The organism is Thermococcus sp. PK (assembly GCF_000430485.1).
Taxonomy (GTDB): Archaea; Methanobacteriota_B; Thermococci; order Thermococcales; family Thermococcaceae; genus Thermococcus_A; species Thermococcus_A bergensis.
On record NZ_KE387149.1, the window covers coordinates 571,112 to 594,150 of the forward strand.

At 45.5% G+C, this 23,039-nt stretch carries 17 protein-coding genes, 1 pseudogene and 1 CRISPR repeat array; of the genes and pseudogenes, 2 read left to right on the plus strand and 16 right to left on the minus strand.

All coding sequences use genetic code 11. The annotated features are described in order from the left end of the window. A partial coding sequence (locus THEPK_RS04980) for a hypothetical protein (protein ID WP_198011289.1) occupies positions 1–437 on the minus strand: 437 nt, incomplete at its 3' end. An 88-nt stretch (positions 438–525) separates the two neighbouring features. Here THEPK_RS04980 and THEPK_RS12580 point away from each other — a divergent pair. Beyond that, positions 526–1,399: pseudogene (locus THEPK_RS12580) on the plus strand (IS982 family transposase). Between the two features lie 73 nt (positions 1,400–1,472). On the opposite strand, the gene THEPK_RS04995 reads toward THEPK_RS12580, so the two are convergent. From THEPK_RS04995 to THEPK_RS05015, 5 genes are read right to left on the minus strand one after another with little or no spacing between them, the layout of a single operon-like run. Further along, entirely contained in the window at positions 1,473–2,333 is an 861-nt protein-coding gene (locus THEPK_RS04995; protein ID WP_042699072.1) for a carbohydrate kinase family protein, read from the minus strand. 10 nt (positions 2,334–2,343) lie between these two features. Next, complete coding sequence (locus THEPK_RS05000; protein ID WP_042699074.1) at positions 2,344–3,546, minus strand: glycosyltransferase; 1,203 nt, start codon at positions 3,544–3,546, stop codon at positions 2,344–2,346. A gap of 4 nt (positions 3,547–3,550) precedes the next feature. Beyond that, positions 3,551–4,360 (minus strand): carbohydrate ABC transporter permease, encoded by an 810-nt coding sequence (locus THEPK_RS05005; protein ID WP_042699077.1) that lies wholly within the window; start codon positions 4,358–4,360, stop codon positions 3,551–3,553. Between the two features lie 10 nt (positions 4,361–4,370). Continuing rightward, complete coding sequence (locus THEPK_RS05010; RefSeq protein WP_042699081.1) at positions 4,371–5,246, minus strand: carbohydrate ABC transporter permease; 876 nt, start codon at positions 5,244–5,246, stop codon at positions 4,371–4,373. Positions 5,247–5,278: 32 nt separating this feature from the next. Next, positions 5,279–6,628: an ABC transporter substrate-binding protein gene (locus THEPK_RS05015; protein WP_042699084.1), complete on the minus strand. Its 1,350-nt coding sequence runs from the start codon at positions 6,626–6,628 to the stop codon at positions 5,279–5,281. 264 nt (positions 6,629–6,892) lie between these two features. Continuing rightward, a CRISPR array of direct repeats spans positions 6,893–8,871; the repeat unit is 30 nt; unit sequence CTTTCAATTCTTCTAAAGTCTTATTGGAAC. A gap of 521 nt (positions 8,872–9,392) precedes the next feature. Here THEPK_RS05015 and cas2 point away from each other — a divergent pair. Next, positions 9,393–9,650, plus strand: coding sequence for a CRISPR-associated endonuclease Cas2 (cas2, locus tag THEPK_RS05020; protein ID WP_042699088.1), 258 nt, complete (start codon positions 9,393–9,395; stop codon positions 9,648–9,650). Here the strand turns inward: cas2 and cas6 (THEPK_RS05025) are convergent. The 10 genes from cas6 (THEPK_RS05025) to THEPK_RS05070 form a co-directional block, all read right to left on the minus strand. Beyond that, positions 9,643–10,428, minus strand: a complete 786-nt coding sequence (gene cas6 / locus THEPK_RS05025) for a CRISPR-associated endoribonuclease Cas6 (RefSeq protein WP_042699090.1) — start codon at positions 10,426–10,428, stop codon at positions 9,643–9,645. The two genes, cas2 and cas6 (THEPK_RS05025), sit on opposite strands and share 8 nt — an antisense overlap. Continuing rightward, positions 10,418–11,095, minus strand: coding sequence for a CRISPR-associated CARF protein Csa3 (gene csa3 / locus THEPK_RS05030; protein WP_042699093.1), 678 nt, complete (start codon positions 11,093–11,095; stop codon positions 10,418–10,420). The genes cas6 (THEPK_RS05025) and csa3 overlap by 11 nt, the downstream gene beginning before the upstream one ends. After that, a complete protein-coding gene (locus THEPK_RS05035) occupies positions 11,067–11,687 on the minus strand; it encodes a CRISPR-associated endonuclease Cas3'' (RefSeq protein ID WP_232194540.1) in 621 nt (206 codons plus the stop codon). The genes csa3 and THEPK_RS05035 overlap by 29 nt, the downstream gene beginning before the upstream one ends. Positions 11,688–11,728: 41 nt before the next feature. Then, positions 11,729–13,318 carry a CRISPR-associated helicase Cas3' gene (gene cas3, locus THEPK_RS05040; RefSeq protein ID WP_042699101.1) on the minus strand — a complete coding sequence of 530 codons (1,590 nt, stop codon included), beginning with the start codon at positions 13,316–13,318 and terminating at the stop codon, positions 11,729–11,731. Continuing rightward, entirely contained in the window at positions 13,315–14,514 is a 1,200-nt protein-coding gene (cas8a2, locus tag THEPK_RS05045; protein ID WP_042699103.1) for a type I-A CRISPR-associated protein Cas8a2/Csx9, read from the minus strand. The genes cas3 and cas8a2 overlap by 4 nt, the downstream gene beginning before the upstream one ends. After that, a complete protein-coding gene (gene cas5a, locus THEPK_RS05050; RefSeq protein WP_342764004.1) occupies positions 14,504–15,286 on the minus strand; it encodes a type I-A CRISPR-associated protein Cas5a in 783 nt (260 codons plus the stop codon). Before cas5a ends, cas8a2 begins: the two co-directional genes overlap by 11 nt. After that, positions 15,255–16,202: a type I-A CRISPR-associated protein Cas7/Csa2 gene (gene cas7a / locus THEPK_RS05055; protein WP_042699110.1), complete on the minus strand. Its 948-nt coding sequence runs from the start codon at positions 16,200–16,202 to the stop codon at positions 15,255–15,257. Before cas7a ends, cas5a begins: the two co-directional genes overlap by 32 nt. Further along, positions 16,202–16,555: a type I-A CRISPR-associated protein Csa5 gene (csa5, locus tag THEPK_RS05060; protein ID WP_042699113.1), complete on the minus strand. Its 354-nt coding sequence runs from the start codon at positions 16,553–16,555 to the stop codon at positions 16,202–16,204. Before csa5 ends, cas7a begins: the two co-directional genes overlap by 1 nt. A gap of 262 nt (positions 16,556–16,817) precedes the next feature. Further along, positions 16,818–17,564, minus strand: a complete 747-nt coding sequence (gene cas6, locus THEPK_RS05065; RefSeq protein WP_042699116.1) for a CRISPR-associated endoribonuclease Cas6 — start codon at positions 17,562–17,564, stop codon at positions 16,818–16,820. A gap of 153 nt (positions 17,565–17,717) precedes the next feature. Beyond that, positions 17,718–22,868, minus strand: a complete 5,151-nt coding sequence (locus THEPK_RS05070; protein WP_042699119.1) for an adenosylcobalamin-dependent ribonucleoside-diphosphate reductase — start codon at positions 22,866–22,868, stop codon at positions 17,718–17,720. Between the last annotated feature and the right edge of the window lie 171 nt (positions 22,869–23,039).

Below are 23,039 nucleotides of genomic sequence, written 5' to 3' on the forward strand. Positions count from 1 at the left end.
GTTATTGCCTGAACTTCTATCCTGCCCTTTTTTATTTGTAATAATGGTTGAGTCTGCTTGAGTGCTGGCGTAGGGTAATTTCTGGAGTTTTTCAGGAGGTGGTTTGTCAGTTCTTCGAGGTTCAGCTTTTTCTCCCAGTTGTGGAGGGTTGAGTAGTGAATGTTTGCTCCGAAGAATTTTCTGCCGTAGTGCTGGGCGTCTCTGAGGGGTAGGTTGTAGTATTGTTTAAAGAGGAGTATTGCCAGTATTGTTTTTACTGGAAATTTTTTGGATTTTGGCAGGTTCTTCAGCTTTCCTTCTGATTCGAAGTCTGCTAAAACGTCAAGAACTGCGAATGCCACGCTTTCAGGGTCTTTGAGTCTGTGATCCCATCTGGGGATCACGACAACCACCCGAAAGAATTCAGCAAAAACCCTAATAAAGGTTACTATAAACACGCCCTTGGTAAGATTTTTAAGTTGAATATACACCCTAGTTCCCATTAGATCGTTAGAGTTATAAGCACTTAAGTCTTTTGATTGATTGGTGGTTGTATTGAGCTTTCAGAGGAAAATCCTGATCATAAAATCCGAAATCTATCCGATAATCAGCAAACACTACCCGAAAAACACTCACAGGGAAATAATCAGCCTCTACGACCTGATAACCTTCGCAATACTAGCACACTTGCACTTCGGAGGAGTTTACAAGCACGCTTACAGAGTCCTAATCGAAGAAATGAAGCTGTTCCCCAAAATCAGGTACAACAAACTAACAGAACGCTTGAACAGGCACGAAAAACTCCTGCTCCTAGCGCAGGAAGAATTATTCAAAAAACACGCCAGAGAATACGTTAGAATACTGGACTCAAAGCCCATTCAGACCAAGGAGTTGGCCAGAAAAACAGGAAGGATAAGGAGGGTTCTTCAGAAGTCATCTCTGAAAAGCCCGCAGTTGGGTTTGTTCCCTCTAAAAAAAGTTTTACTATGGGTACAAGCTGACCTGTTACTCTGATGGGAACCTGTTGGCTTTGCTGTCCGTTGATCCGGCAAACAAGCATGATGTGAGTGTTGTCCGGGAAAAGTTCTGGGTGATTGTTGAGGAGTTTTTCGGCTGTTTTCTGTTTTTGGATAAGGGGTATGTTAGCAGGGGGCTCGAGGAGGAATTTTCTGAGGTTTGGCGTTGTTTACACGCCAGTAAAGCGGGGGAATCAGATTAGTAATCTGGAGGAGAAGAAGTTTTACAAGTACTTGTCTGACTTTCGCAGGAGGATTGAGACTTTGTTTTCGAAGTTTTTCTGTAGTTTCTTCTGAGGCCGAGCAGGAGTGTTAGTTTGAGGGGGTTGGTTGTCAGGATTTTAGGGGCGATTCTGGCCGTGAATCTGGACAGATTATACAACTTCACAGGTGGTGGGAACTAGGGTAGTAATATATGTTAAAGCTTCGTATTTTGTGAATCCAAACCTCTTTAACTTTTCTAACAGACTTTCCACGTTACCTCACCTTTACCAATGTTCCTTCTCTACTAACTACCTCCGAAGCAACTTCTACTCCAAACCATATAGCTTCTTCCATGTCATATCCTTGTGAAAGCTTTGCCAACACTGTTCCCAGGAGAGAATCACCCGCACCAGTAGGGTCGACTAACTTAACTTTCTTGGCGGGTATTTGAATAAATTTTCCATCCTCTGTTAGAGCCAAGACTCCCTTGGAGCCCATACTGAGGATAACATTATTTGCTCCGAGCTTCTTAAAATTTTGTAAGACATCTATTGGATCCTTGGTTCCAAAGAGCTCCTTTGCATCATCAAGAGAAGGCTTAACAAAGTCCGCAAGCGAAATTGCTTCAAGCAGAGCTTTTTCATCAGCTCCCCATCTTTTCCAGATCTCCCTTCTATAGTTAGGATCAATGGAGATTAGGGCCCCATTTTCCTTGGCTTCTTTTAAGACTTCTAAAATCACTTCTTTAGAAGGAAAAAGGGAGAGGGCAAAAGCAGAAGTGTGCACAATCTTCGCGTCTTTCCAGTTCTTTTCTACCTGTTCTTTTGTTATAAACCTATCAGCATCTCTGTAGATTACTGGGATAGGACTTTCTTTCTCGGTCTTTATTAGTACCAAAGTTGTATTGCTGTCGACGACTGAAAGCATGGGCTTAAACTCAAGCTCGTTGAGTTCCCTTATTATATAATCTCCCAAGAAGTCGTTGCCTATGGTACCTATAAAGGAAGAACGAGCCCCTGCCTGACTAGCATAAAAAGCAACATTGAGGCAAGAACCACCAGTGTGCATGCTAAGCTTACTGTGTATAATTTTCAGGTCAACCAATACTTCTCCAATTGAAAGTACATCGAGCATCTCTTTCACCTCACAGCTTTTGATAGAGACTGCGCATTTCTTTAGCAACAACCTTCCACGAGTACTTCTCCATGACTTTCTTGTAGGCTCTATCCACGAATACCCTCCTAAGCTCCTTGTCCTCAAGGAGGAACGCTATTTTCTTCCCCATCTCCCTTGAGTCCCTCGGGTCAATCAGGAAGCCGTCGTATCCGTCCTGGAGAACCTCCGCCGGCCCTCCAAATTTAGTGGCTACGATAGCTGTTTTGCATGCCATTGCTTCGAGCATAACTATCCCGAAGGGCTCGTAGGGAGAAGACAATACGAAGACATCCGCCGCGGAGTAGTACTTAGGAACAAGCTCTCTGGGTTCTATGGCGGGGATTATCTTGATGTGCTCCTTCACCCTGAGGCTTTCGATAAGGCTTAGGAGCTTGTTCATCTCCTTCTCCTCTTCCTTCGCTCCAGTACCTGTGCTTATGAGCACGAGGAAGTCCCCCGAGTAGTATTCCCTTATGTACGGGACGCTCTTTATGAGGAGGTCGAGCCCCTTCCTCGGGTCGAGCCTCGCTAGTGCAAACACCAGAGGGACGTCCGGGAGGCCAAGCTCCCTCTTCAGCTCTCCCTTCTCTCCCATCGGCCTGTAGAATGTTGTGTCCACGCCTATGGGAATCACGTGGATTTTTTCTCTTGGTATCTCGTAGAGGGTTGCTATGTCGTTCTTCTCAATCTCGGTCGTTGCTACTATGGCATCGCTCGTCTCGTAGATTTTCTTCTCAAGCTCTATCCTCTCCTTATAGGGCTCAAAGTCTCCTAAGGCCTTCGCCTTTAGTATTCCAAGCGAGTGGGAGGTGTGAACCATTTTAGCCCCGTGGCGCTTCTTGAGCTCCATCCCTACGAAGCCGCCATCCCAATAGTGGGTGTGAATGACGTCATAGGCTTCCCTCTCGAAGTACTCCGAGACCCTGTCTGTGAACTCCGGGAGGTAGGGCATAAGCTTCTCCTTGGGGATGAATCCTTCGGGCCCGCACTCTATCCTGATGACCCTGACGTTCTCGTTTATGTGCTCTACCTCCTTTCTTCCGCCCCTCTGCCTCGTGAATATGTCCACTTTAACTCCGAGCTTTCCGAGGTGTTTGCTGAGCTCCTTGACATAAACACACTGTCCACCAGTGTCGGGTTCTCCAAGCTTTCCAAGTGGGTCACCATGGGGAGTTATCATAGCTACCCTCATAACCTCACCCCTTAACTCCTGTTGTAGCAATACCCTTGATGTAGTACCTCTGTCCGATAAGGAACAGTAGTATCGAGGGAAGTGATACAAGTATTGTTGCGGCAGTTAAGAGATGATACTGGGCTATAAATTGCTCTTGGAAGATAATAAGGCCTAGCTGTACGTTTCTCATCTCCGGAGATTTTGTTAAGATTAGCCATTTGAAAAGAGAATTCCATTCTGCTATAAACGTGAACATTGAAAGCGTTAACACTGCAGGAGTTGCCAGCGGAAGCATTATCTGCCAAAGTATCCTAAATCTCGAGGCTCCATCTACTATAGCAGCTTCTTCTATGTCTCTTGGAATTGTTAAAAAGAACTGCCTGAATAAGAACACTCCAAATCCATTAAAAAACCATGGAATTGCAAGTCCCCTGTAACTGTCGATCCATCCTAATTTTGCCAATATTAGGTACAAGGGTACAATAATTATCTGCTCTGAAAGAAGCATTGTTGCTATTGCAATACTGAATATCAGGTCTTTGCCTTTGAATTCCATTCTGGCAAGGGCATATCCGGCCATTGCCGATGTTATAACCTGACCCAGCGTTACTGTGAAAGCTACTATTAAACTGTTTAGGAACTTTCTTGGAAACTCACCTTGGGCCCATGCCAGCTTATAATTTTCCCAGTGCCATACTTTGGGCAATAGCCCCCCTTGAGCGATCTCTATCGGGTCTTTGAGTGATGTGAAAAATGTCCATATGATTGGGATTAAGACTATTATAACCACGACCAAAATAATCCCGTGAATTACAATACTTTTCCACTTCATATCCCCCACCTCAATATATTGCTTCCTCCCCAAACGCCTTTCTCTGGAGATACTGAACAAAGAGGACAAGAATTAGGAGTATCACTGCCACAGTTGCTCCTTGGGAAAATCTAAAGCGCTCAAAGCTTAGCACGTATATGTAATACGCAAGCGTTGTAGTTGACATCATAGGGCCTCCTCCAGTCATAGCATATATCTGGTCGAAATCTCTGAAAGAGAAAATCGTGAGCATAACAAGAACGAGCACATGAGTTGGCTTTAGCAGAGGCAGTGTTATTTTAATGAACCTCTGAAGTGAGTTTGCACCATCTATGCTGGCAGCTTCATAGTAATCTTCGGGAATTGTTTGAAGCCCTGCCAAATAAATGACCATAAAATATCCAACCCTTGCCCATACCGTCGCTATTATGACGGCGACCATAGCCCACCGTGTACTTCTAAGCCAGTCTATACTTGAAATTCCAAAATACTCCAGAACTCTATTAACGAGACCATAATCTGTATTAAACATCCAAACCCAAATTATCCCTGTAGCAACAAAAGATATTGCAGTTGGAGAGAATATTGATGTTCTGTATATGCTCCTCATTCTTATTTTTGAGTTTAAGAAAACAGCAAGAAAGAGGGATATTACCATTGTGGTTGGGACAACTCCCGCCAAATAAACCAGAGTATTCTTAAATACATTCCAAAATTCAGGGCTTGTCAAGATATTTTTATAATTCTCCAGAAAAACGAATTCCTTACCTCCTAGCCCTCTCCAGTCAAAAAAACTGATGTACACTAAATAGACTACAGGATAAGCAAGAAATGATAACATGATTATAAGTGCCGGGCTTAAAAACATGTAGGCTTCAAGTTGTTGTTTGAATTCCCGGATTGCCATTTTTCTCCCTCCAAAAAATTAGAAGAGAAGTATCAAGAACCAAATAACGACATTATTTTTTCCTGTGCTTCTTTTAATGCTTGGGCTGGATCTTTCTTCTGAAGTAGCGCTGCTTCAATTGCTTCACCGATTGCGGCAGACATATCTGGGTATTGTGGAACTGGTGGTCTAGCTTTTCCGTACTGTAAGTTTTCTACATAAATCTTAATGAAGGGATTCTCCTCAAGGAATTTCTTGTATTCTGGATCCTCTGCAGCGCTCTTACAAACTGGAAGGTACCCAGTTTTTAAAGCCCATGTGACCTGGAATTCAGGACTCATAATGTATTTTGCAAATTCCCAAGCGGCTTTTTCTCTCTCAGGTGTAGTTTTAAAGATGAACAGGTTCTCACCACCAATGTTTGTTGCAATTCTTTTGTCGTAGGGCATTAGCATAACTCCTACCTTGTCGAGCCAATTTTGCTCTTTAAGGACTGGGAAGTTCCAAGGTCCGTTTATTGTCATTGCAACCCTTCCAGCAAAGAAGTCATCTAGCTTGTAACCTGCATTGGGTTCGCTAAGCTTAGCAACTTTGTCTTTGTAAACAAGATCGACCCAGTATTGAAGTGCCTTAACTCCAGCATCACTTGCAAATGCAGGTTTTCCATTTTCATCAAGTAATTCTCCGCCTGCTGACCATAAGAAAACCTCCCAAGTCCAGGCTGTCCACTCATATCTACCAAAAGGAACCATAAAGCCGTACTGATCTATTTCACCGTCTCCATCTTTGTCCCTTGTGAGTTTTCTTGCAAGTTCTCTAAATTCCTCCCAAGTTAAGGCTTTACCCATATATGCCTCGGGGTCGAGACCTGCTTCTCTGAAGAGCTCTTTGTTATAATAAATCGCCAAGTTGTTTGTATCAAAGGGGGCCGTATATATCTTTCCTTTGTATGTTCCAAGCTCCCAGAGCCCCTCGTATATGTCATCCTTGTTAAATGACGGGTCGTTCTTTATGAAATCCTCAACAGGAGCTAAAACTCCTGCTTCTGCAAAAACGCCAGTCTGAGCTGGGTTCAACCATACAAGATCTGGAGGAGTGCCTGCTTGTACAGCAGCCATAATCTTTGGAACAGCCTTATCTTGGGCTCCATAGTTGACAATCTTTATCCTAATGTTTGGGTGTTTCTCCATAAATTTGTTGACTAGTTCTTCGAGAACCTTTTGGTTTTCTGGGGCTTCAATCCCATGCCAGAATTCGAGTTCAATAATCTTCTGTTCTTCTTGGCTTGAAGACTGTGTTTGTGTTGCTGTGCTAGTTGTTTTGCCACCCCCAATGCACCCACTTGCTATTACACTAAAACCCAAAATTCCAAGGAGCAACATGACAAACACTAATTTTCTCATGTTTAACACCTCATGTACTTGTAGTAGTATATAGTACTTTCAGTAAATTAACAACCAACTTCATATATAAGCTTTTCTGAACATATGTGTACATACAATGCTAGGGTATACATTAATGTTAGCTCTTCGATTTTTCCAATTCCTGATTCTCTTTGTGATGTTTTTGCAAATGAGCTCTCAAGTTAACAGACAGTTTAACATAATCATTATGGAGAAGAAGCCATGTCTTCTACTATAGGAGCAGAAACAGGGAAGAAAGGCTCATACTCAATTCTTTTAAAGTCTTATTGGAACTTTAAACTGAAACTCAAGAGTTTCTTTAACTTTTTCCTCTTTCAATTCTTTTAAAGTCTTATTGGAACAGTGAAATATCTATATCCTGGCTGTGGTCTATTGACTTCTTTCAATTCTTTTAAAGTCTTATTGGAACGTGGTCTATCATTTCGAGTAACCTTTTAATTTTTTCCTTTCAATTCTTTTAAAGTCTTATTGGAACGCGCGAAGGTTTTCCCTCCACGCACTCACTACCTCTTCCTTTCAATTCTTTTAAAGTCTTATTGGAACTTTTTGACGGGCCTACATTACCAAGACCTTTGAGGATCTTTCAATTCTTTTAAAGTCTTATTGGAACCTGGTGGTAAAACGTATGGTTCGGTCTCTCCCGGCACTTTCAATTCTTTTAAAGTCTTATTGGAACTCACTCGATAGAATACCACCAGCGCCGGATACATATACTTTCAATTCTTTTAAAGTCTTATTGGAACTAGCACTAACGTATAATAAATACGCTTATTTTCACCACTTTCAATTCTTCTAAAGTCTTATTGGAACAGCTTTTACAGGCACACATCGATGAGGAGACTAAAGCTTTCAATTCTTCTAAAGTCTTATTGGAACTCTCCTACAGAGGCGGGCGCACGGAGGCGTTTTTTATCTTTCAATTCTTCTAAAGTCTTATTGGAACAAGGAAAAGGTCATATCGTCGGAAGAGGCGTTATATTCTTTCAATTCTTCTAAAGTCTTATTGGAACTCCGATATCGTCTGAGTGGAAATTTTTTCAACTCACTCACTTTCAATTCTTCTAAAGTCTTATTGGAACGCCGTTAAGGCTTAGCTGGGCTTCTTTGTTACCACTCCCTTTCAATTCTTCTAAAGTCTTATTGGAACATCACCTTTCTGAAATACATTGTTAAAAGCATCTCACTTTCAATTCTTCTAAAGTCTTATTGGAACATTTTTTCTACCTCTGAAGGAGGTGGAAAGGGATGTATCTTTCAATTCTTCTAAAGTCTTATTGGAACTAATTCATCAAGCGGTTTAGGGCCTCTTGTGCTGTTATCTTTCAATTCTTCTAAAGTCTTATTGGAACTTTACGGCATCCACGATCCTAAACAGTTAATGAATACTTTCAATTCTTCTAAAGTCTTATTGGAACCGTATAGGCAAGGAAGGTGAACGGGAATACGTAGCACCTTTCAATTCTTCTAAAGTCTTATTGGAACAAGCCAACACACAAAAACCAAAAGCAGTGGGAGGGCTTTCAATTCTTCTAAAGTCTTATTGGAACTGAGAAAGTGAAGGTAGATAAGAAGAAGTTTAAGGAGCTTTCAATTCTTCTAAAGTCTTATTGGAACATCGACAAGGAAATTAGTGCTGTGAAGAGGGTCTTAGCTTTCAATTCTTCTAAAGTCTTATTGGAACTTGGGGAGGGCTTAACTCCTTTTATGTTGGATCTTCAAACTTTCAATTCTTCTAAAGTCTTATTGGAACCTGATGATGCAGGTGATATGTTAGCGTCAGACACATTGACTTTCAATTCTTCTAAAGTCTTATTGGAACGCGACTTACCCGTCAGAGTAGGCGGTTACCGCACAGACGCCTTTCAATTCTTCTAAAGTCTTATTGGAACATAGATAATACAAAATTTTTGTAAGTATTACAAAATCTTTCAATTCTTCTAAAGTCTTATTGGAACTTCAGCATGAGCTTTTGATAAGGCAAACTAAACACTACTTTCAATTCTTCTAAAGTCTTATTGGAACCCATTAAAACTGAAAAACAAAAATCAAACAACTCTTTCTTTCAATTCTTCTAAAGTCTTATTGGAACTCGAAGGATACGGCTTTGTGATCCACAACGGTGAGGCTTTCAATTCTTCTAAAGTCTTATTGGAACTAAGGTGGACGAGGCCATAAGTTTAGCTAAGGCCCTACTTTCAATTCTTCTAAAGTCTTATTGGAACAGGGGCGAATTTTCCTCTAAACTCCCTACAAAGTAATTAGAGAACTTGAAATTTATAAGCCTTTCCACAAAGGGTCAATAAAAATCCCCTCAAAAAGCTCGAATCCAAGCCACTAGAGAAGACTTCAAAGCACTCACTCGCCTGAACTTACTCTTTTTCCTCCATGTCCAATCTTGTCCATGAGACTTCCAGAGACAAAATAAAAGCCAAAATCAAAAACAAAGCCTTAAAACATCCTTAAATTCAAAAAGGTTAAATTTCCACGAGGAGAGAGTATCAGAGAAGCTCTAAAAAGACCCCGTTCAAAATTCCGAAAAAATTTCGTTACAAAAACCTCAAAATTTTGTAACTCTTTGTCTGATAGTAACTTTTAGTTACTAAAGACTTCCAAAACCCTCTTATAGAATGATTTCAAATTTAATTCTCTAATACAAGAGTGAACTAAAAATAGGACTATTCTAACGTGATAACATTCCAAAAAACATAAAAGAAAGCGTGTTTAAAATTAATGTCGATGAGTTATGTATGTGATTATCGTCTATGACGTTGCTGTTGAAAGGGTTAATAAAGTTAAGAAGTTCCTCAGACAGTACCTCCACTGGGTTCAGAACAGCGTTTTTGAGGGAGAAATAACACTGGCAGAATTTGAGCGCATAAAAGCTGGTCTCAAAGAGATTATTGATGAAAATGAGGACTCTATTGTTGTTTACAAGCTCCGCTCAATGCCGAAAAGAGAAACAATTGGGATAGAGAAGAATCCATTGGATGACATTATCTAAGCCCTTTTTCCATTTCTATCATTCCAAACCCGTGCGGATTTCGCATTCCTAAACCGAGGTCGTAGGCAACGCGAAGGAGCTTTTCCTCCCCCCACATCTTAAAATCAAACTCCCATGCCTGGGTGTAGATCGGTTTCCCAGTTTTTTCATCCCTCTTTATGAAAAATCTCTTGCTCTTTGGGTTCTTTGTGAGAACTTTGATATCAAAGTCGCCATTGTAGGGTTCCCCATAAACCATTAAGTACTTAGACTTCAGATTCTCAAACACGAGCCTCTTCCATATTTCGGGCTCGTTCTTAAAGGGACTGTTAGGTTGACCAACTGGAGAAAGATCCCATTGTTTAAAGCCGTTTGGTGGGTTGTTGTAATAGACGTTGACAGGGGAAAGCGTCCTAAAGCGCTTCCCTGAGAGGTGTTCGGGCGTTTCATCAAGCTCCAGCTCGCAGTGGAGAAGCCTCTTGCCCATTACATGGAGCCTCTCCCTTCCGCGACCAAGACCATCAATGAGGGCCCTCAGCAAGGCTGTTTCCGTGGAGGCGACGTGGAGCTTCACAGCTCCGGACTCAACGAGGAGGCCGTTCTCAACTTTCTCCGCCCTCCCCTCCGGCTGAAACCTAGAGGCCACGAACTTGACATCTCTCTTATTGTTGTGGACTCTCCTGGCCACGTCTTCGTCAGATAGTCTGATGGCGTTGAGCAGGAACGAGTAGAGATAGTGGGGGTAGTTGTAGGGGATGATGAAGGGCCTTTCGAAGTGGAGGGTGATGCTAAGTCTCATGGCATCCTTCCCCCCAGAGCCGCAGATAGAGCTTTCCCGCCTCCGTAACAGCATATTTCGGAGTCCTGTCGTTGGGTGTAACAGCTCTTGCAAGGTTGTACCTCAGGATGCCCTTTAGCTCGTTGCTGATGGTAGCGGGCGAAACCCCAAGATCCTCGGCAATCTTTCTTACGCTCCATCCTTTGAGAAGACCACAAAGTATCATTACCCACCTCCTCTTGGGGGGTGCCAGAAACGCCCCGAGTTCAAGGGAGATGTGTCCGCTAAGGTTCTCAAAGTCGCTCTCAACGATCACCCTAGCATCCCTGACGCTCAGGAGGGCAAGAAGGGTAGAGACCAAGATAGGCCTCATTCCGCCGGAGAGGACTGCCAGGACAATGCGGTCGGTGGTTAGGTTCTCCCTGACGGCCTGCGCTATCTTTAGAACCATATCCTCACCGTCAGGCGGCACTTCGAGGATTTTGACGTTGTCCTCCCCAGTTATGGGTGAAGCTATGGCCTTAATCGAATTTATGGCATTGACTGCTCTCTCCTCCTTCCCATATCCCTCGGGAACTACAGCAAGGAGCCTATCACCAGGGCCAAGCCCGTCCACGCCCTCCCTTTTTCGGACCAGAGCCCTTATGATGAACTTCTCATCAAAGCCCACGGGAAATATAACCAGCAACGTCCCACCCCCTAACGTCAAGGGCTTCAAAAAGCTCCCCCGACAGGGAACTGGCCTTTCCTTTTCTGTTACAGTGAGCGGCGTAGTTATCTGCCATAGCTATCGGAAGAAGGAGCGCATAAACAGCTCTGAGGTTGCTCCCCAAAACTCTCTCAACGTAGGGATAAAACTCCTTTTTGGGGTCAACCCAGGGGACGCTTTGCGGGACTTTCTCACCGAGGAATTCTTCGATGAAGGCGACGCATTCACTGCTGAGGGTAAGGTTTTTCGGCCTTTCGGGACTCTTTCCTCGTATCCAGTTGTGGTGGTGGAGGAATACAGCAACCGTGGCGACGTCACCAGCGTCCCCGAACTTTTTGAAGACCTCCCTTGCAACGAGTGCCGAATAAAACTCGTGGAACTTAAATCCTGCCCTTCTCTGCTGAAATTCTTCGAGGCACTTCCCTACATCATGGATGACATAGGACTTTTTGAGAAGTTCGTCAGCTTCGTCCTTGGCAATCCCAAGGAGCTTCCCTAAGAACTTCCCGTAGTTCCGCGAGATGTAGAGGCCCTCTATGAGTTCGAGGCCTTTTGTGATGTGCGCTTCCATGGTCTCAATACAGATTCCCCCATCGAAAAACGCACACGGGGTCATGGAATACCACGCTCCATGTCGTACTGGCCAGTAAATATTACTTCGATGTCCTTTCCGAGTGCTATGGACTTCGCCACACTGTACGCATCGTTCAGACCACGTACTTGCAGCTCTTCTTCCCTCTGCCCACTAACCCTGACGACCCTCACCTCTCCTCTAGAATACAGCTCCATAAGCTTGCGGGGGCTTATCAGCACGGTTTCATCCCCCACCAGCAGAGGGATCAGGAAGCCACGCATAACGGAGACTCCTCCGGCAGTCAGGCTTTCTATAGTGTCCAAGACGAGGGTTGCTCTTTTAGTTGGGTCTGCCATAAGCTTGAGCAGTTCCCTCTTGAGCTCCCTGTTGACGTTTTTGTTGATTGAGCTTGGTTTTGACCCGTGAACCTCCGTGACTATACTCTGATACGTCTCGGGCACCCTTGGCAGGATTTTTGTTTCCTTCATCAGTTTCACGGTCTTTTCCACCTTATCTTCAGGGTAAGGCCCCTGGGGAGCATCTTCGAGGACTATTATCCTCGCCTTCCTCTCGCCACCATAGCGGGCAACCCTTCCAAAGCGCTGGAGAAGAGCGTTTATGGGCGCCCTGTCAGTTACCATGACATCGACCGAGAAATCCACGCCGGCCTCAACCGCCTGCGTCCCAATGAGGAGAAACTCCTCGTTTTTCCATTTTCTCAACTGCTCGATAAGCTTCCGCTTGTGGCTTGGAGTCATTCTACCGTGGATTAGGAGCACCTTCTCCCTGTCGGGCCAGAAACCGGGACTTTTCAGGACTTCGTCGTACAGCTCCACCGCCCGTTTAACAGAGTTCACTATGACCGCGTTTCTTTTACCGGGTTCTATGAACTCCAGTGGATTCCCGGTTTTAAACTCAATTTCGATCTCCTTCTTCAGCTCCCTCTCAATGAACGGGTCGCCATTTTGGGGGGTTAGGACACGGAATTCGTAGCCGTTTTTGTTTGCATATTTCTCAAAGATCTTCCTGTGGGCCTCGGAAAGGGTGGCGGTCATGACTACAACCGGGACTCTCTGGGACGTTAGGAACTCGACGACGGAAAGAAACGCCGTAACCATAGATTTGTCCTCCACAAGAAAGTGAGCCTCGTCCAAAATGACCAGCGATGTCAGTATTGACGCCTGGGTAAGATAATCGTAGCCGAACTCCAGACCGGCTTTAACCCTGTGCCACTTCTTCGTGTTGAGCTTCAGCAGATCCCACGTGAAAGTATCGGCGGTCGTTATGTTGAGGGGAAAAAGGTGGAGGAACTCGCCGCTTGAGCCCATCATTTTAGTCCTAGAGAACCTAAAGGCTTCCTCGGCAGTTTTCTGGATGTCTTCGATTATGGAGCGCATTGGGAGGACGTGGATGACCCTGTCGAAGATGGATGCATCATAAAGTGAGTGGACAGCCAAAGCGAAGCTGAGGAGGGTCTTTCCATAGCCGGTCGGAGCTTGAAGGATTAAAAAAGAGGGCTTGTCGGAAGTGGTGATAAAACGAAAGGCCTGCTCCAGCAGCGGTCTGGGTTCCGGCCTAAAGCCCTTCGCCTCTGCGAGCTTTTGGAGTGCCTCTTCAAAGGCTTTCATAGGAGTACCTCCAAGTGTTCCCGCCACATAAAGGCCTTCATGACCTTCCGGAATTCCCCACTTGCCCTTCCACTACCCTCTAGGACAGCCCTGCCCTGCCGGAATAGCCTAAAAACCGCATCTCTGATAAGCTCCTTTTTTCCGCTGTTAACTGCCCTGTACAGGTCTTTGACAAAGATGTAGGCCAGCATCTCTCCGTCGCCGTTGACACCCGTCCGGAGTTCTCTCTCTGCGATGTCCACAAGGGCCCAGAGGGGGTACTTCCTGACCGTGGCACCACCCTCCTTAAGCTCCACCAAAAGGGGCAGTCCACCTACACTGGTGGCCTCTATCCTCCTCACGTATTCAGCCATGTAGCTGCTCAGTTCACCCAGGCTGAGCTGTACGGTCTTGAGTTCGGTGTAAACTTGCCCCTCGAGGCTTATCAGGTGAAGTGTAACGGGGTAGACCTTCTCGGGGACAGTCCTCCCTTCCTCCGCGAGCTTCATCGCCAGCTTCATCTCATAGATCTCCTCCGTGCTCAGGGAAATTCTCCCCGATGCCCCAGCCCCGGTCAGTGGCAGGATGCCGCTTTCAATGACCTCCTCCACTTCATAGGGCCACAGGCCCTCAATCCCCGGCTTTGTCATCAGGTAGTACTTGCCCCCGATGAATCCGGCGAAACCCGTAAAGAAACCGAGGGCCATAAACGAGAACCACAGTGGATCCATGCGTATCTGGCCCTTTTGACCTGTTGTCGGGCTTAAAAAGCCGCTCTGGCGCTCGTAATACTCTGGCTGCTTGATTATGGCTGGTAAAATTGCCATCTCCCTGTTGTACTCGATCCCAAGGTATGTCCCGTTTTTGTCTGTTTTTACCGAAGATAGTGACTCTTCGGTGTCTATTTTCCCCTCACGGAGCAGGTCTATGGTCTCCTTAATGACAAGCTCAAAGAGCTCACCGTAGGTTTCAGGGGCACTCCTACCAAGCCAGGCTTTCAAAACCTTGTCGAAGGAACTTCTGTCATTTCTGCCCATTTTGGACGTGTGAGCGTTTATCCGGCTGGCGAGCGAGGTGAGTGCCCCCTCAAGGGCATCGGCGAGCTCTTCTTCGTCCGGCTCAAGCCCCGCGTTCATCACTACCCACGACATGCCGAGGGACAGGAGCTCTCTGGTCAGGCCCTCGTAGGGGTACCTCTCAAGGGCTTCAAGGAGCAAGGATGACCACCTCCCCACCGAGCTCTGCAACCGACAGCCTCCCGCTGACTTCAACGGTGCCTTCGGGGTAAAACATCACAACTCTTGGGGCGCTGGAGTAGTCGCCAATTCCTGAGCGCCAGTCGACAACTGTCTGAAGAACTCCAGACCCACCCCTGATGTCGATGATTCCCTTGTAAGGGAAAGCATACGCTGTTCTGACTTTCTCTGCCTGGTGAACCTCTGTCTTTCCCACCTCCACGTCCTCGACGCTGACAACCGACTCCCTTGAGCCCAGCCTGGTTATCCCCCATGCGGCTCTTTCCAGGTCTCTTTGAGTGTATGGGCTTTCTGAGAGGGCATCCTCGTCAATGATGTACGCAGCAGTTAGTGAGCCTTCCCGTTCACCGTAGATTACGGCAAAAGGAAACGAAGTCACTGCAGTTTGAGCATTTCCGCGGTAGATGGTGTTAATTTTTAGCAGAGATCCGTAGAGCTTCGGTTTAACTTCGGTCTTGATTGTGACCCACCTGAAGAGGCCCACCACTGAGTTTGCCTTGCTTTTGTAGGTTTTTTTCTCGTAGACCGTCTCGTCCCTTTCGCCGCTGATGTGAAGGAGGGGGTAGGCTATTGCTCCTATCAGCGCTGTCGGTGGAGCGTGGCGAAGGGCGGTTCTCATCTTGCTCTGGGGGAGAGAGCGGAGGGCTATTATCCCCGTGGGCCTCAGCTGAACCTTCAAAAATAAAGTCAAGGGGACCACCTCAGAAGGCTCCCCTCTCGTGTAGATAGTCAATGGCCTCCCCTAAGGCCTCCTCCGGGACTTTTTCCCCGGTGGCGACTATGAAGCGGTAGCCTTCCTTGAATCTCTCAAGGATCTTCAGGCGCTTCTGAGTCTTCTCTACGTAGTCGTCATAGATAGGTGAAGTGACCACGAAGGGGTGTTCCGTGACCGCCACGGCCACTTCGGTTATGCCGCCGACCGGGAAGAAGCGCGAGAGCTTGGCCCCGAACTGTCCCGAGGACAGCATTCTGAAGAGGGCCTTTAACGCCGCTTCCCTCCTCTTCTTTATTTCGCCCTCATCGAGTATCGGCTCCGAGGTTATCGCGCTCACACCTATCGCATCGAGGTCGAGGTTGAACGTGAAGCCGTAAAGTGCGGTGCCGGTTTCGACGTAGTATATCATCTGCTCTGAGGCGTTGCCCTTCTTGCTCGACGCGTCCATCTGGGCGTGCCTGGCGTGGAGCTGGGGTTCAGAGGTGGCAAAGAGTGCAACGGACTTCACCGGAAGCGCGTAGCTTACCTGGAAGGCTGATGTCCTTCTAACCGGCGGCTTCTCAGCATAGAGGAAACCACCAACATCTTCAACAACGCATGCCCTCACTATAGCCGTTTCGATTTCTTTTGGATCCTCTGGGATTGGATTAACTTTCTTCTGGAGATGCACCTTGTTCATGGACTTGTAGAACTCTCCCCTGTGACAGTCGTCGCAGACGGGCAGGCTCATAGAGAGGGACTCCCTGACGAGGTGCTCCTGGTACGCGTGGCCAAGGCTTTCACCACTTACAGCGGGTACATAGACGGTCTTCAGCTTCCCGTCCTCTTCCACGAGGTATGGGACGCGCCTGTGCTTGCCGTAGTTTCCGGCAGTTTCTACCATGTTGAGGGCCTCGACGTTGGCCTCAAACCGGACTCCAACGCTCAAAAACATCACTCCTCACCTCCGGAGTTTTCCTTCTTTGAGGGATATGCGAGAGCAAGAGTGGCCACGAGTTTGGCGACCCCGATGTCAGAGCGAACATCGTCGAGGAACTTCTTCACCTCTTCGTCTTTCGGAATCCCGGGGACGAGGATTTTATTGCCATTTTTGTCCTCCACATACCTTCTCCCGTTCTCATCAACGGGAGCGCTTTCCCTGATCGACCTGAAGGCCCTGAGGGCCTCAAGGAGTGCCACCTCCACGGGCTCGGGGTTCAGTGCGTTCCCAATCCTGTCCACGTAGCTGAAGTTCTTCGTCTGGACAAAGAACCTCAGCATTTTCACAATGCCCTCATACTCGGTCATGGAAGTTCACCATAATACAGTGGAGTACTTCTGAATTTAAGCTTTACGTTTATTTGTGTTTAACGAGGAACAGAAGAATGTTTAGAAAAATCTAAACACTGTTCTGAGTCTCGCTGGAAAGGCATTGGTTTGAGGGATTTTGGAGCACCATTCTAACATTTAACCCATCTGTTTATTGATTATTGAGCACTCTCTAACACACTTTAACATGCAACAGTGTGTTCCGATTAAAGCGTGGTTGAAAATGGTCTTCACGTCGCCGTCAGACTCTTTTTGCATTCCCTCTACTATCAACCTTCACCATCCCGAAGCCCAAGCTGTTCTTCTCCCCAAAGCCAGCTTGATAGCCAACCCTTATCAGCTCTTCATCACCATAAGCCTTGAAGACCAGATGCCAAGCCCTCTGGAAAATGCCCGGTTTTACTTCAAACCTCTTCGGCTTGACCTTGAGCACTCTAACCTCAAACTCATCCGGCGGCGCCTTGCCATAAAGCAAAACATACTTCTCCTTCAAGTTCTCCTTCAGGTTACTGTAAAACTCCTCCTCCGTTGGAGAGAGGTCGTACCGCTTAAGCTTCCCAAGCTCGGGCTTTAAAGTCGTGACGGCAATTGGGGAGAGTGTAGAGTAAGTCCTCCCACTGTAAGAATCGGGTTCCGCTAATGCCTTGACCTCCTCCACGTAGAACTCTTCGCCCCAGAGCTTTACCTCCGGCTCCTGGAGGAGCCCGCCAATGAAGGCTTCAGCGATTTCCGCTATGGGTGTGGAGAAGTAAAAGAAACCCTTGCCGCTCCCAATGAAGTACTTCTCTCCGGGAATTGTCTTCCGTTTTTCAGTCATAAAGAGTGAGTACGTGAAGAGTTTTGGTACTTTTGGGCGGTGGAGGTTTAGGCTTAGTCCGGGGTTTACTCTTTGAATTCTTCGGTAGATGAGCCCTTGGAGGTAGTGCTGGTGGTTGTATGGGACTTTAAACTCTGAACTTTTCCCATCAAGTCTTATTAGGAACCGCATGAATATCCCCATCAAGGGTTTTGATATCACTAGTTTTATGACTTCGAACTATATAAGTGTTGTCCAAAGAACAATAATAGAACAATAATACAACATTTACTATTGCTTGAAGAACTTTGCCCCTTATTAAAACAATGAAATTTAAAAGAAGGGTCAAGAAATCACACACTTGCTCCAGCCGCATTTGGGACAGGTGGCGCATCCGCTCTCCATCTTGAGCTCCACGAGCTCTCCATCTTTTTCATAGCACACCGGACAGTAGGCTACCCCAAGAAGGTCTTTTACGTTTCTTTCCTTAATGGTTTCTGCTACTGGTTTTTGGGCTCTTGAGATACTCAAAGAAAACGCCGGTGCTTCTTTTCCGTTGGTGCCGTCTATTATCGCCTCAACATTGATGAACTTTTTGAGCCACGATTCACTCTCAACGATCTCTCTGAGTATTTTCTTTGCATATTCGCTCGGCTTTGCCGGTACGCGCTTCTTCTTCTCGCCCTCCACAGAGTACACCTGAACGCTCAGGCTTCCGTCCCTGTAAACTGTAACTCCCTTACATCCAAGGGCATGGGCTAGGAGGTAAGCGGCCTTAACGTCTTCAACGGTTGCGTCGTTTGGCATGTTTATGGTCTTGCTTGCGCTATCGGTGAGCCAGAGCTGGATGCTTGCTTGGGCCAAGAGGTGGTCAAGCCAGTGAATGTCCATTGCGGTCACAAAAACTCTCTGCATGTCTTCCGGTATCTCTTCCAAGCCTTGCACGCTTCCGTAGTTGTCGCTTATCTTTTGAAGGATCTCATCGTTGTAAAGTCCTCTCTTCTTAAGCTCAGCCTCGAAGACCGGGTCAACGTAGTAAAACTCTCCAACCGTGACGCTCTTCTTGTAAACTAGTGCAAAGATTGGCTCAATTCCACTTGAGGTATCTGCTATCATTGAGACGCTTCCCGTCGGCGGGCATGTGGTTACCATTGCGTTCCTTACGCCGTATTTCTTGATTTCCTCAACAAGCTCATCCCACGGGAGGTTCCATATCTCCCTGTGGTAGTAGCCCTCCACCGGCAGCTCTCCCTCAGGATATCTGGTCTTCTCGTAAAGCGGGAAGGTTCCCCTCTTCTTTGCCGCCTCTATGCTGTACTTGTATGCGTAGAAGGTCAGGTACTCCGTTGCCTTCCTCATGAAGTCGTAGCCTTCCTTGCTGTTGTAGGGAATTCCAAGCTTGAACAGGGCATCTGCTAACCCCATCATCCCAACGCCGATTCTTCTGGTGAGCTTTGTGTTGTGGTCAATCTCCGGAAGCGGGAACTTGTTCACATCGATAGCGTTGTCGAGGTATTTGGCGACTTTCATTATAACCTGAGCATATTCGTCCCAATCGAAGTAGGGCTTTTCTTCTTCGTCGTACTTTACGAACTTTGCAAGGTTTATAGAGGCTAGATTACACGATTCGTAGTCGTAGAGGGGCTCTTCTCCACAGTTGTGGCTCATAAATCCGTTGGAGACATAGCTATGAATCTCCGGTACCGTTAAGTCATAAACAATTTCTTCTCCGATGATTTCCACACTATCAACTCTTGCGTAGGGTTCGTCAATTTTTGTTTTATTGAGCCTAATTTTTTCTTGTTTTTCTCCTTCGAAGCCAATCTTTTCTGCAAACAGCTTTCTGCTGTAGTTTGCTATAACGAGTTCATAATATCCCTGCGCTTCGTAGATTTTCTTTTCACCGTCTTTGGTTGTGTATTCAAATGTACCCTTGTATGGCCTTTCGTAGATTTTTGATAGTATACCAAAGAGAAGCAGTAAATCTTGGACGTCTCTTAAAAGCTCCCTATCCCTTGAAGTTAGTCTTATTGCACTATCATTGTCCACGTAGCCGTCAGCTGTGAAGAGACCTCTTAAAAATGCTCTGATCTCATTTGGCTTTAAGCGGTAAACGATTTCTGGAACTCTTTTTTCGTTCGTTTTGACTATTTTCTCAAAGAATCTGTAGGCTTCGCCCCTCACTCCAAGCTTGATTTCACTTCCGTATTTGTGAGGTTCGGCTTTGGAGTTAAAGTGCTTCTTGAGTATTTCAGAGATTTTATGCGCCATCTCCTCTTCTTTTTCAGCGTTGAAGTAGAACCAAACCCTCTTATCATTTGTGTTAATATATCCATCCCCAATAAACCATCCCAAGGCAAACGCTAAATCTTCACCTATACTCTCGCTTCCAAAGTCATCCTCGATCTCAAACCTTGGCAAGGCTATTAAATCACCTTCTTTAAGCTCTTCAACTGCTTTCCAGCCATCCTTTGTCATTATCTTATGGTCAAGGGTAGCGGTTATCTCGTAACCCTCTTTTGTCTTTACTCTAGCCACTTTCTTTCTTCCAACTTTCCAGACATAGGCTTTGGTTTCAATGGGGTCTGCTACAGCGAGCTGCTTTCCGTGTGCAGTCTCATAAATGACTTCTTTCTCTTCTTCATTTGGAAGTAGGATCGTTATTGGATAAGCGAACTCTTCTCCTTCCTCAGCTATTCCTTCAACTGCAACAACTTTTTCTTCGTTCCTTTCTTTTGCAATCCTAAAGAGCTCTTCAATCTTGAGGTAGCCCTCGGGTGTTAAAACCCTTGTATCCCCAACAACACATGGGTTGGTTGCACGGATTTTTTCTCCCTTTGCAGGCTCCAGAACGTTTCTTCTGTTTATTATGTCAAAGAACACTACGCCCGGATCAGCCTTTGCCCATGCCATGTAAGCTAGCTCTTCAAAAAGACTCTTAGGATCGATTTCCTTTACCTTTTTCCCTGTTCTTGGATTGATGAGAGGATACCTCTTCCCTTCTTTGAGGGCTTCCCAGAAATCAGCCCACAGCCCAACGCTTATGTTGAAGTTGCTTAAAACGTTTGTTCCAACATTCTGCTCTTTTGCATGGATGAACTTCTCAATATCTGGGTGCCACACTTCAAGGATTCCCATGTTCGCTCCTCTTCTCACTCCGCCCTGCTTTATCACATCGCTAACGGCATCGATGAGGTGCATGAACGATACGGGTCCGCTGTTAGAGGTGTAAATTCCGTTCCCAGTAAGGAGATGAACGTACTCAACCTGAAGATCGTAAACATGAGCCTTTCCGAGAGGTTCTATCTTTGAAATCTTTGTGGGATATAACTTTGAGAGCATTTCGAAATACTCTACTTCTTCCGGTTCAAGCCTAAGCTCATCTTTTAGCTCCAGTATCTTCTTTATGAATGCCCTGTGGGTGACTTTTGAGTTGTAGGCAAGAAGTTTGTAATCTCGCTGTATTTTTGCCCGGGTTTCTGGGTTCTTTATACGGTATATTGCATTGAATGGGAATGAGAATTTCTTGTTCTTTCCGTTTTCCTTTAGGTTATCTATGGCTTCATCTGCTATTTTCGAGAGCTTAACTGACTCTTTCAAGATACTAAACGCTTTAAGTTTCATATCTCTTGTTTGGATTCTGAGGGTATAAACAGTCTGGTGACCGGGAGTGGAAGGAGAATACTCTTGTATGCTCGTTACTATTCCAAGAGCTATTAACAGAAGTTGTGCATCTTTTATAAAATCCTTTGAAATAGACTTGAAAGCTATTCTATAGTGTTGATCTACTGAACCGTCCCCGTCAAAGAATCCAGCTAAGAAAGCGGCCATGACGGAAGGGTTGCTCCTGAAAATGGCTTCGGGCACACGTATGTTCTCAGATTTATCTTTTGAAAGGCCGTTTATTTCAAGGAATCTCACAATCTTAGTTGGGGGTATCATCAGTGTTAACTTGTTGCTCTCTTCCCTGAGGAACTCCTTAGGTTCTATGCCAAAGAGTTCCTTGAAATACTTTTTAACTTTCTCCTTTATCTCGGTTTCTGTTTTATTCAGATAGATTTCTATTTTAGAATTCTTTCTTCTTCCATTTTCGAAATAGTGTCTAATGTGACCATCAGCATATATTATTCCGAGGAGGTAAGCGAGCCTCTCATCAAGTAGTTCTGGTAAATTAACGTCGTAGCCTTTGCTCTTAAGTTCAACATCTGTTTTTAGTCTGATGTATTCACCACTCTCCCATTCGGATGCAAGTATGTAGATGTAATCACCAATGTTTAACTCCCTGAGGGGCTTAAGGATTGGCGTTCCGTCCTCATCAAAGACAAGGAATTTGTGATCTTCAGTAACCTTAACTTCATAACCGTCTTCAGTAACGACCCTGAAAACTTCCATTTCTCCATTATCGTACGCCTCAATAATGCTCTTCAGGCCTGCGTGGGTGACTATCCTTGGTTTTTCCCCGTGTACTATTTCTTTGATTGGTATGAAACCCTTTTCCGTAAGTATTCTAGTGTCTCCAGTAAAACATGCTGCTCCAGTCGTCGTTCCAACCAAATCTCCCTCTGGACGGAGTTTTGAGAAATTCAAACCAGTACCGCCACCCATTTTTTGGATTATAGCTACATCATGGGCTGCTTTCATTATGCTCTCCATATCATCCTCTATCGGCACAACAAAGCAGGCTGAGAGCATTCCCAACGGTCTTCCAGAGTTTATGAGTGCTGGAGTGTTGGGCATGAAAACCTGGTTGACCATCAAGTTGAAGAACTCCTCGATTACCTCTTCGTATTTGTCAAACTCTCCCCTATCGAGCATATTCAAGAATTCGTCAATGCTTACCTTCATTTTTCCCTTCTCTGCCAGTTCTCTGTAAAGGTTTATCATCCTCTCAAAATGGTACTTGTTGAGCTTGAAGCGACCTATGCTGTAAACGTTATCGAAGTTCTCAAGGTTCTGCAGATAACACTCGACTCTCTTCAAATCCTGTGTGTAGCCCCCTTCTTTGGAGAACACCCTCTCGTCATAGAGAAGATCGGGAATTGCGGCTAAAGTGGCAACTCTCTCAAATAACTGTTTTGGGCTTTCAATTATTTTTCCTTCCTCATTCTTCATGAGGTACCTGCTTGCCAGAACTCTAAGGGCATTTATTGAGAAGCGCTTGTCTATCTCGTCGAGCTTCTCTTTGTTGAGTATTCTCCTTTTCTCTTCTCTAATCTCTGCTTTCTTCTTCCTGTAGATTATGTAAGCTTTGGCAACATCAAAAAGGCCATTTCTCATCAGCTCTAGCTCTACTATGTCCTGAATGTTCTCTATGTGGGGGGTCTGCCCATCATAAAGCTCATTGATCCTATCAACAACATCCTTCACAATCTTATCGAGAAGATTCTCATCCCTTACCCCAACTTCCCACATTGCCCTTTGTATAGCCCATCTTATACGGCTCTCATCGAAAGGAACTATCCGGCCATCTCTTTTCATCACTTTTTCAACTGGCATATAAACCACCCTGTCATATTATTTTGCTATTCCGCAGTACCATAGTAAAAGTATCGGTAGGAAATAATGAGCAGGTAAGGTAAATATATCTTGCCCTTGCTGAGATTGCCAAGGTGACAAATATTGAAGACAGAGCCCGTCGGAATAATAAAGAGTAGAAAAACCCCCAAG

Coding starts and splice junctions, on each gene's coding strand:
- THEPK_RS05010 (WP_042699081.1), bottom strand. CDS start 5,246: ATGGCAATCCGGGAATTCAAACAACAACTTGAAGCCTACATGTTTTTA.
- THEPK_RS05015 (WP_042699084.1), bottom strand. CDS start 6,628: ATGAGAAAATTAGTGTTTGTCATGTTGCTCCTTGGAATTTTGGGTTTT.
- THEPK_RS05035 (WP_232194540.1), bottom strand. CDS start 11,687: ATGGAAGCGCACATCACAAAAGGCCTCGAACTCATAGAGGGCCTCTAC.
- THEPK_RS05005 (WP_042699077.1), bottom strand. CDS start 4,360: ATGAAGTGGAAAAGTATTGTAATTCACGGGATTATTTTGGTCGTGGTT.
- csa5 (WP_042699113.1), bottom strand. CDS start 16,555: ATGACCGAGTATGAGGGCATTGTGAAAATGCTGAGGTTCTTTGTCCAG.
- cas6 (WP_042699116.1), bottom strand. CDS start 17,564: ATGCGGTTCCTAATAAGACTTGATGGGAAAAGTTCAGAGTTTAAAGTC.
- cas7a (WP_042699110.1), bottom strand. CDS start 16,202: ATGTTTTTGAGCGTTGGAGTCCGGTTTGAGGCCAACGTCGAGGCCCTC.
- THEPK_RS05000 (WP_042699074.1), bottom strand. CDS start 3,546: ATGAGGGTAGCTATGATAACTCCCCATGGTGACCCACTTGGAAAGCTT.
- cas3 (WP_042699101.1), bottom strand. CDS start 13,318: ATGAAAGCCTTTGAAGAGGCACTCCAAAAGCTCGCAGAGGCGAAGGGC.
- cas2 (WP_042699088.1), top strand. CDS start 9,393: ATGTATGTGATTATCGTCTATGACGTTGCTGTTGAAAGGGTTAATAAA.
- THEPK_RS04995 (WP_042699072.1), bottom strand. CDS start 2,333: ATGCTCGATGTACTTTCAATTGGAGAAGTATTGGTTGACCTGAAAATT.
- cas6 (WP_042699090.1), bottom strand. CDS start 10,428: ATGAGACTTAGCATCACCCTCCACTTCGAAAGGCCCTTCATCATCCCC.
- THEPK_RS05070 (WP_042699119.1), bottom strand. CDS start 22,868: ATGCCAGTTGAAAAAGTGATGAAAAGAGATGGCCGGATAGTTCCTTTC.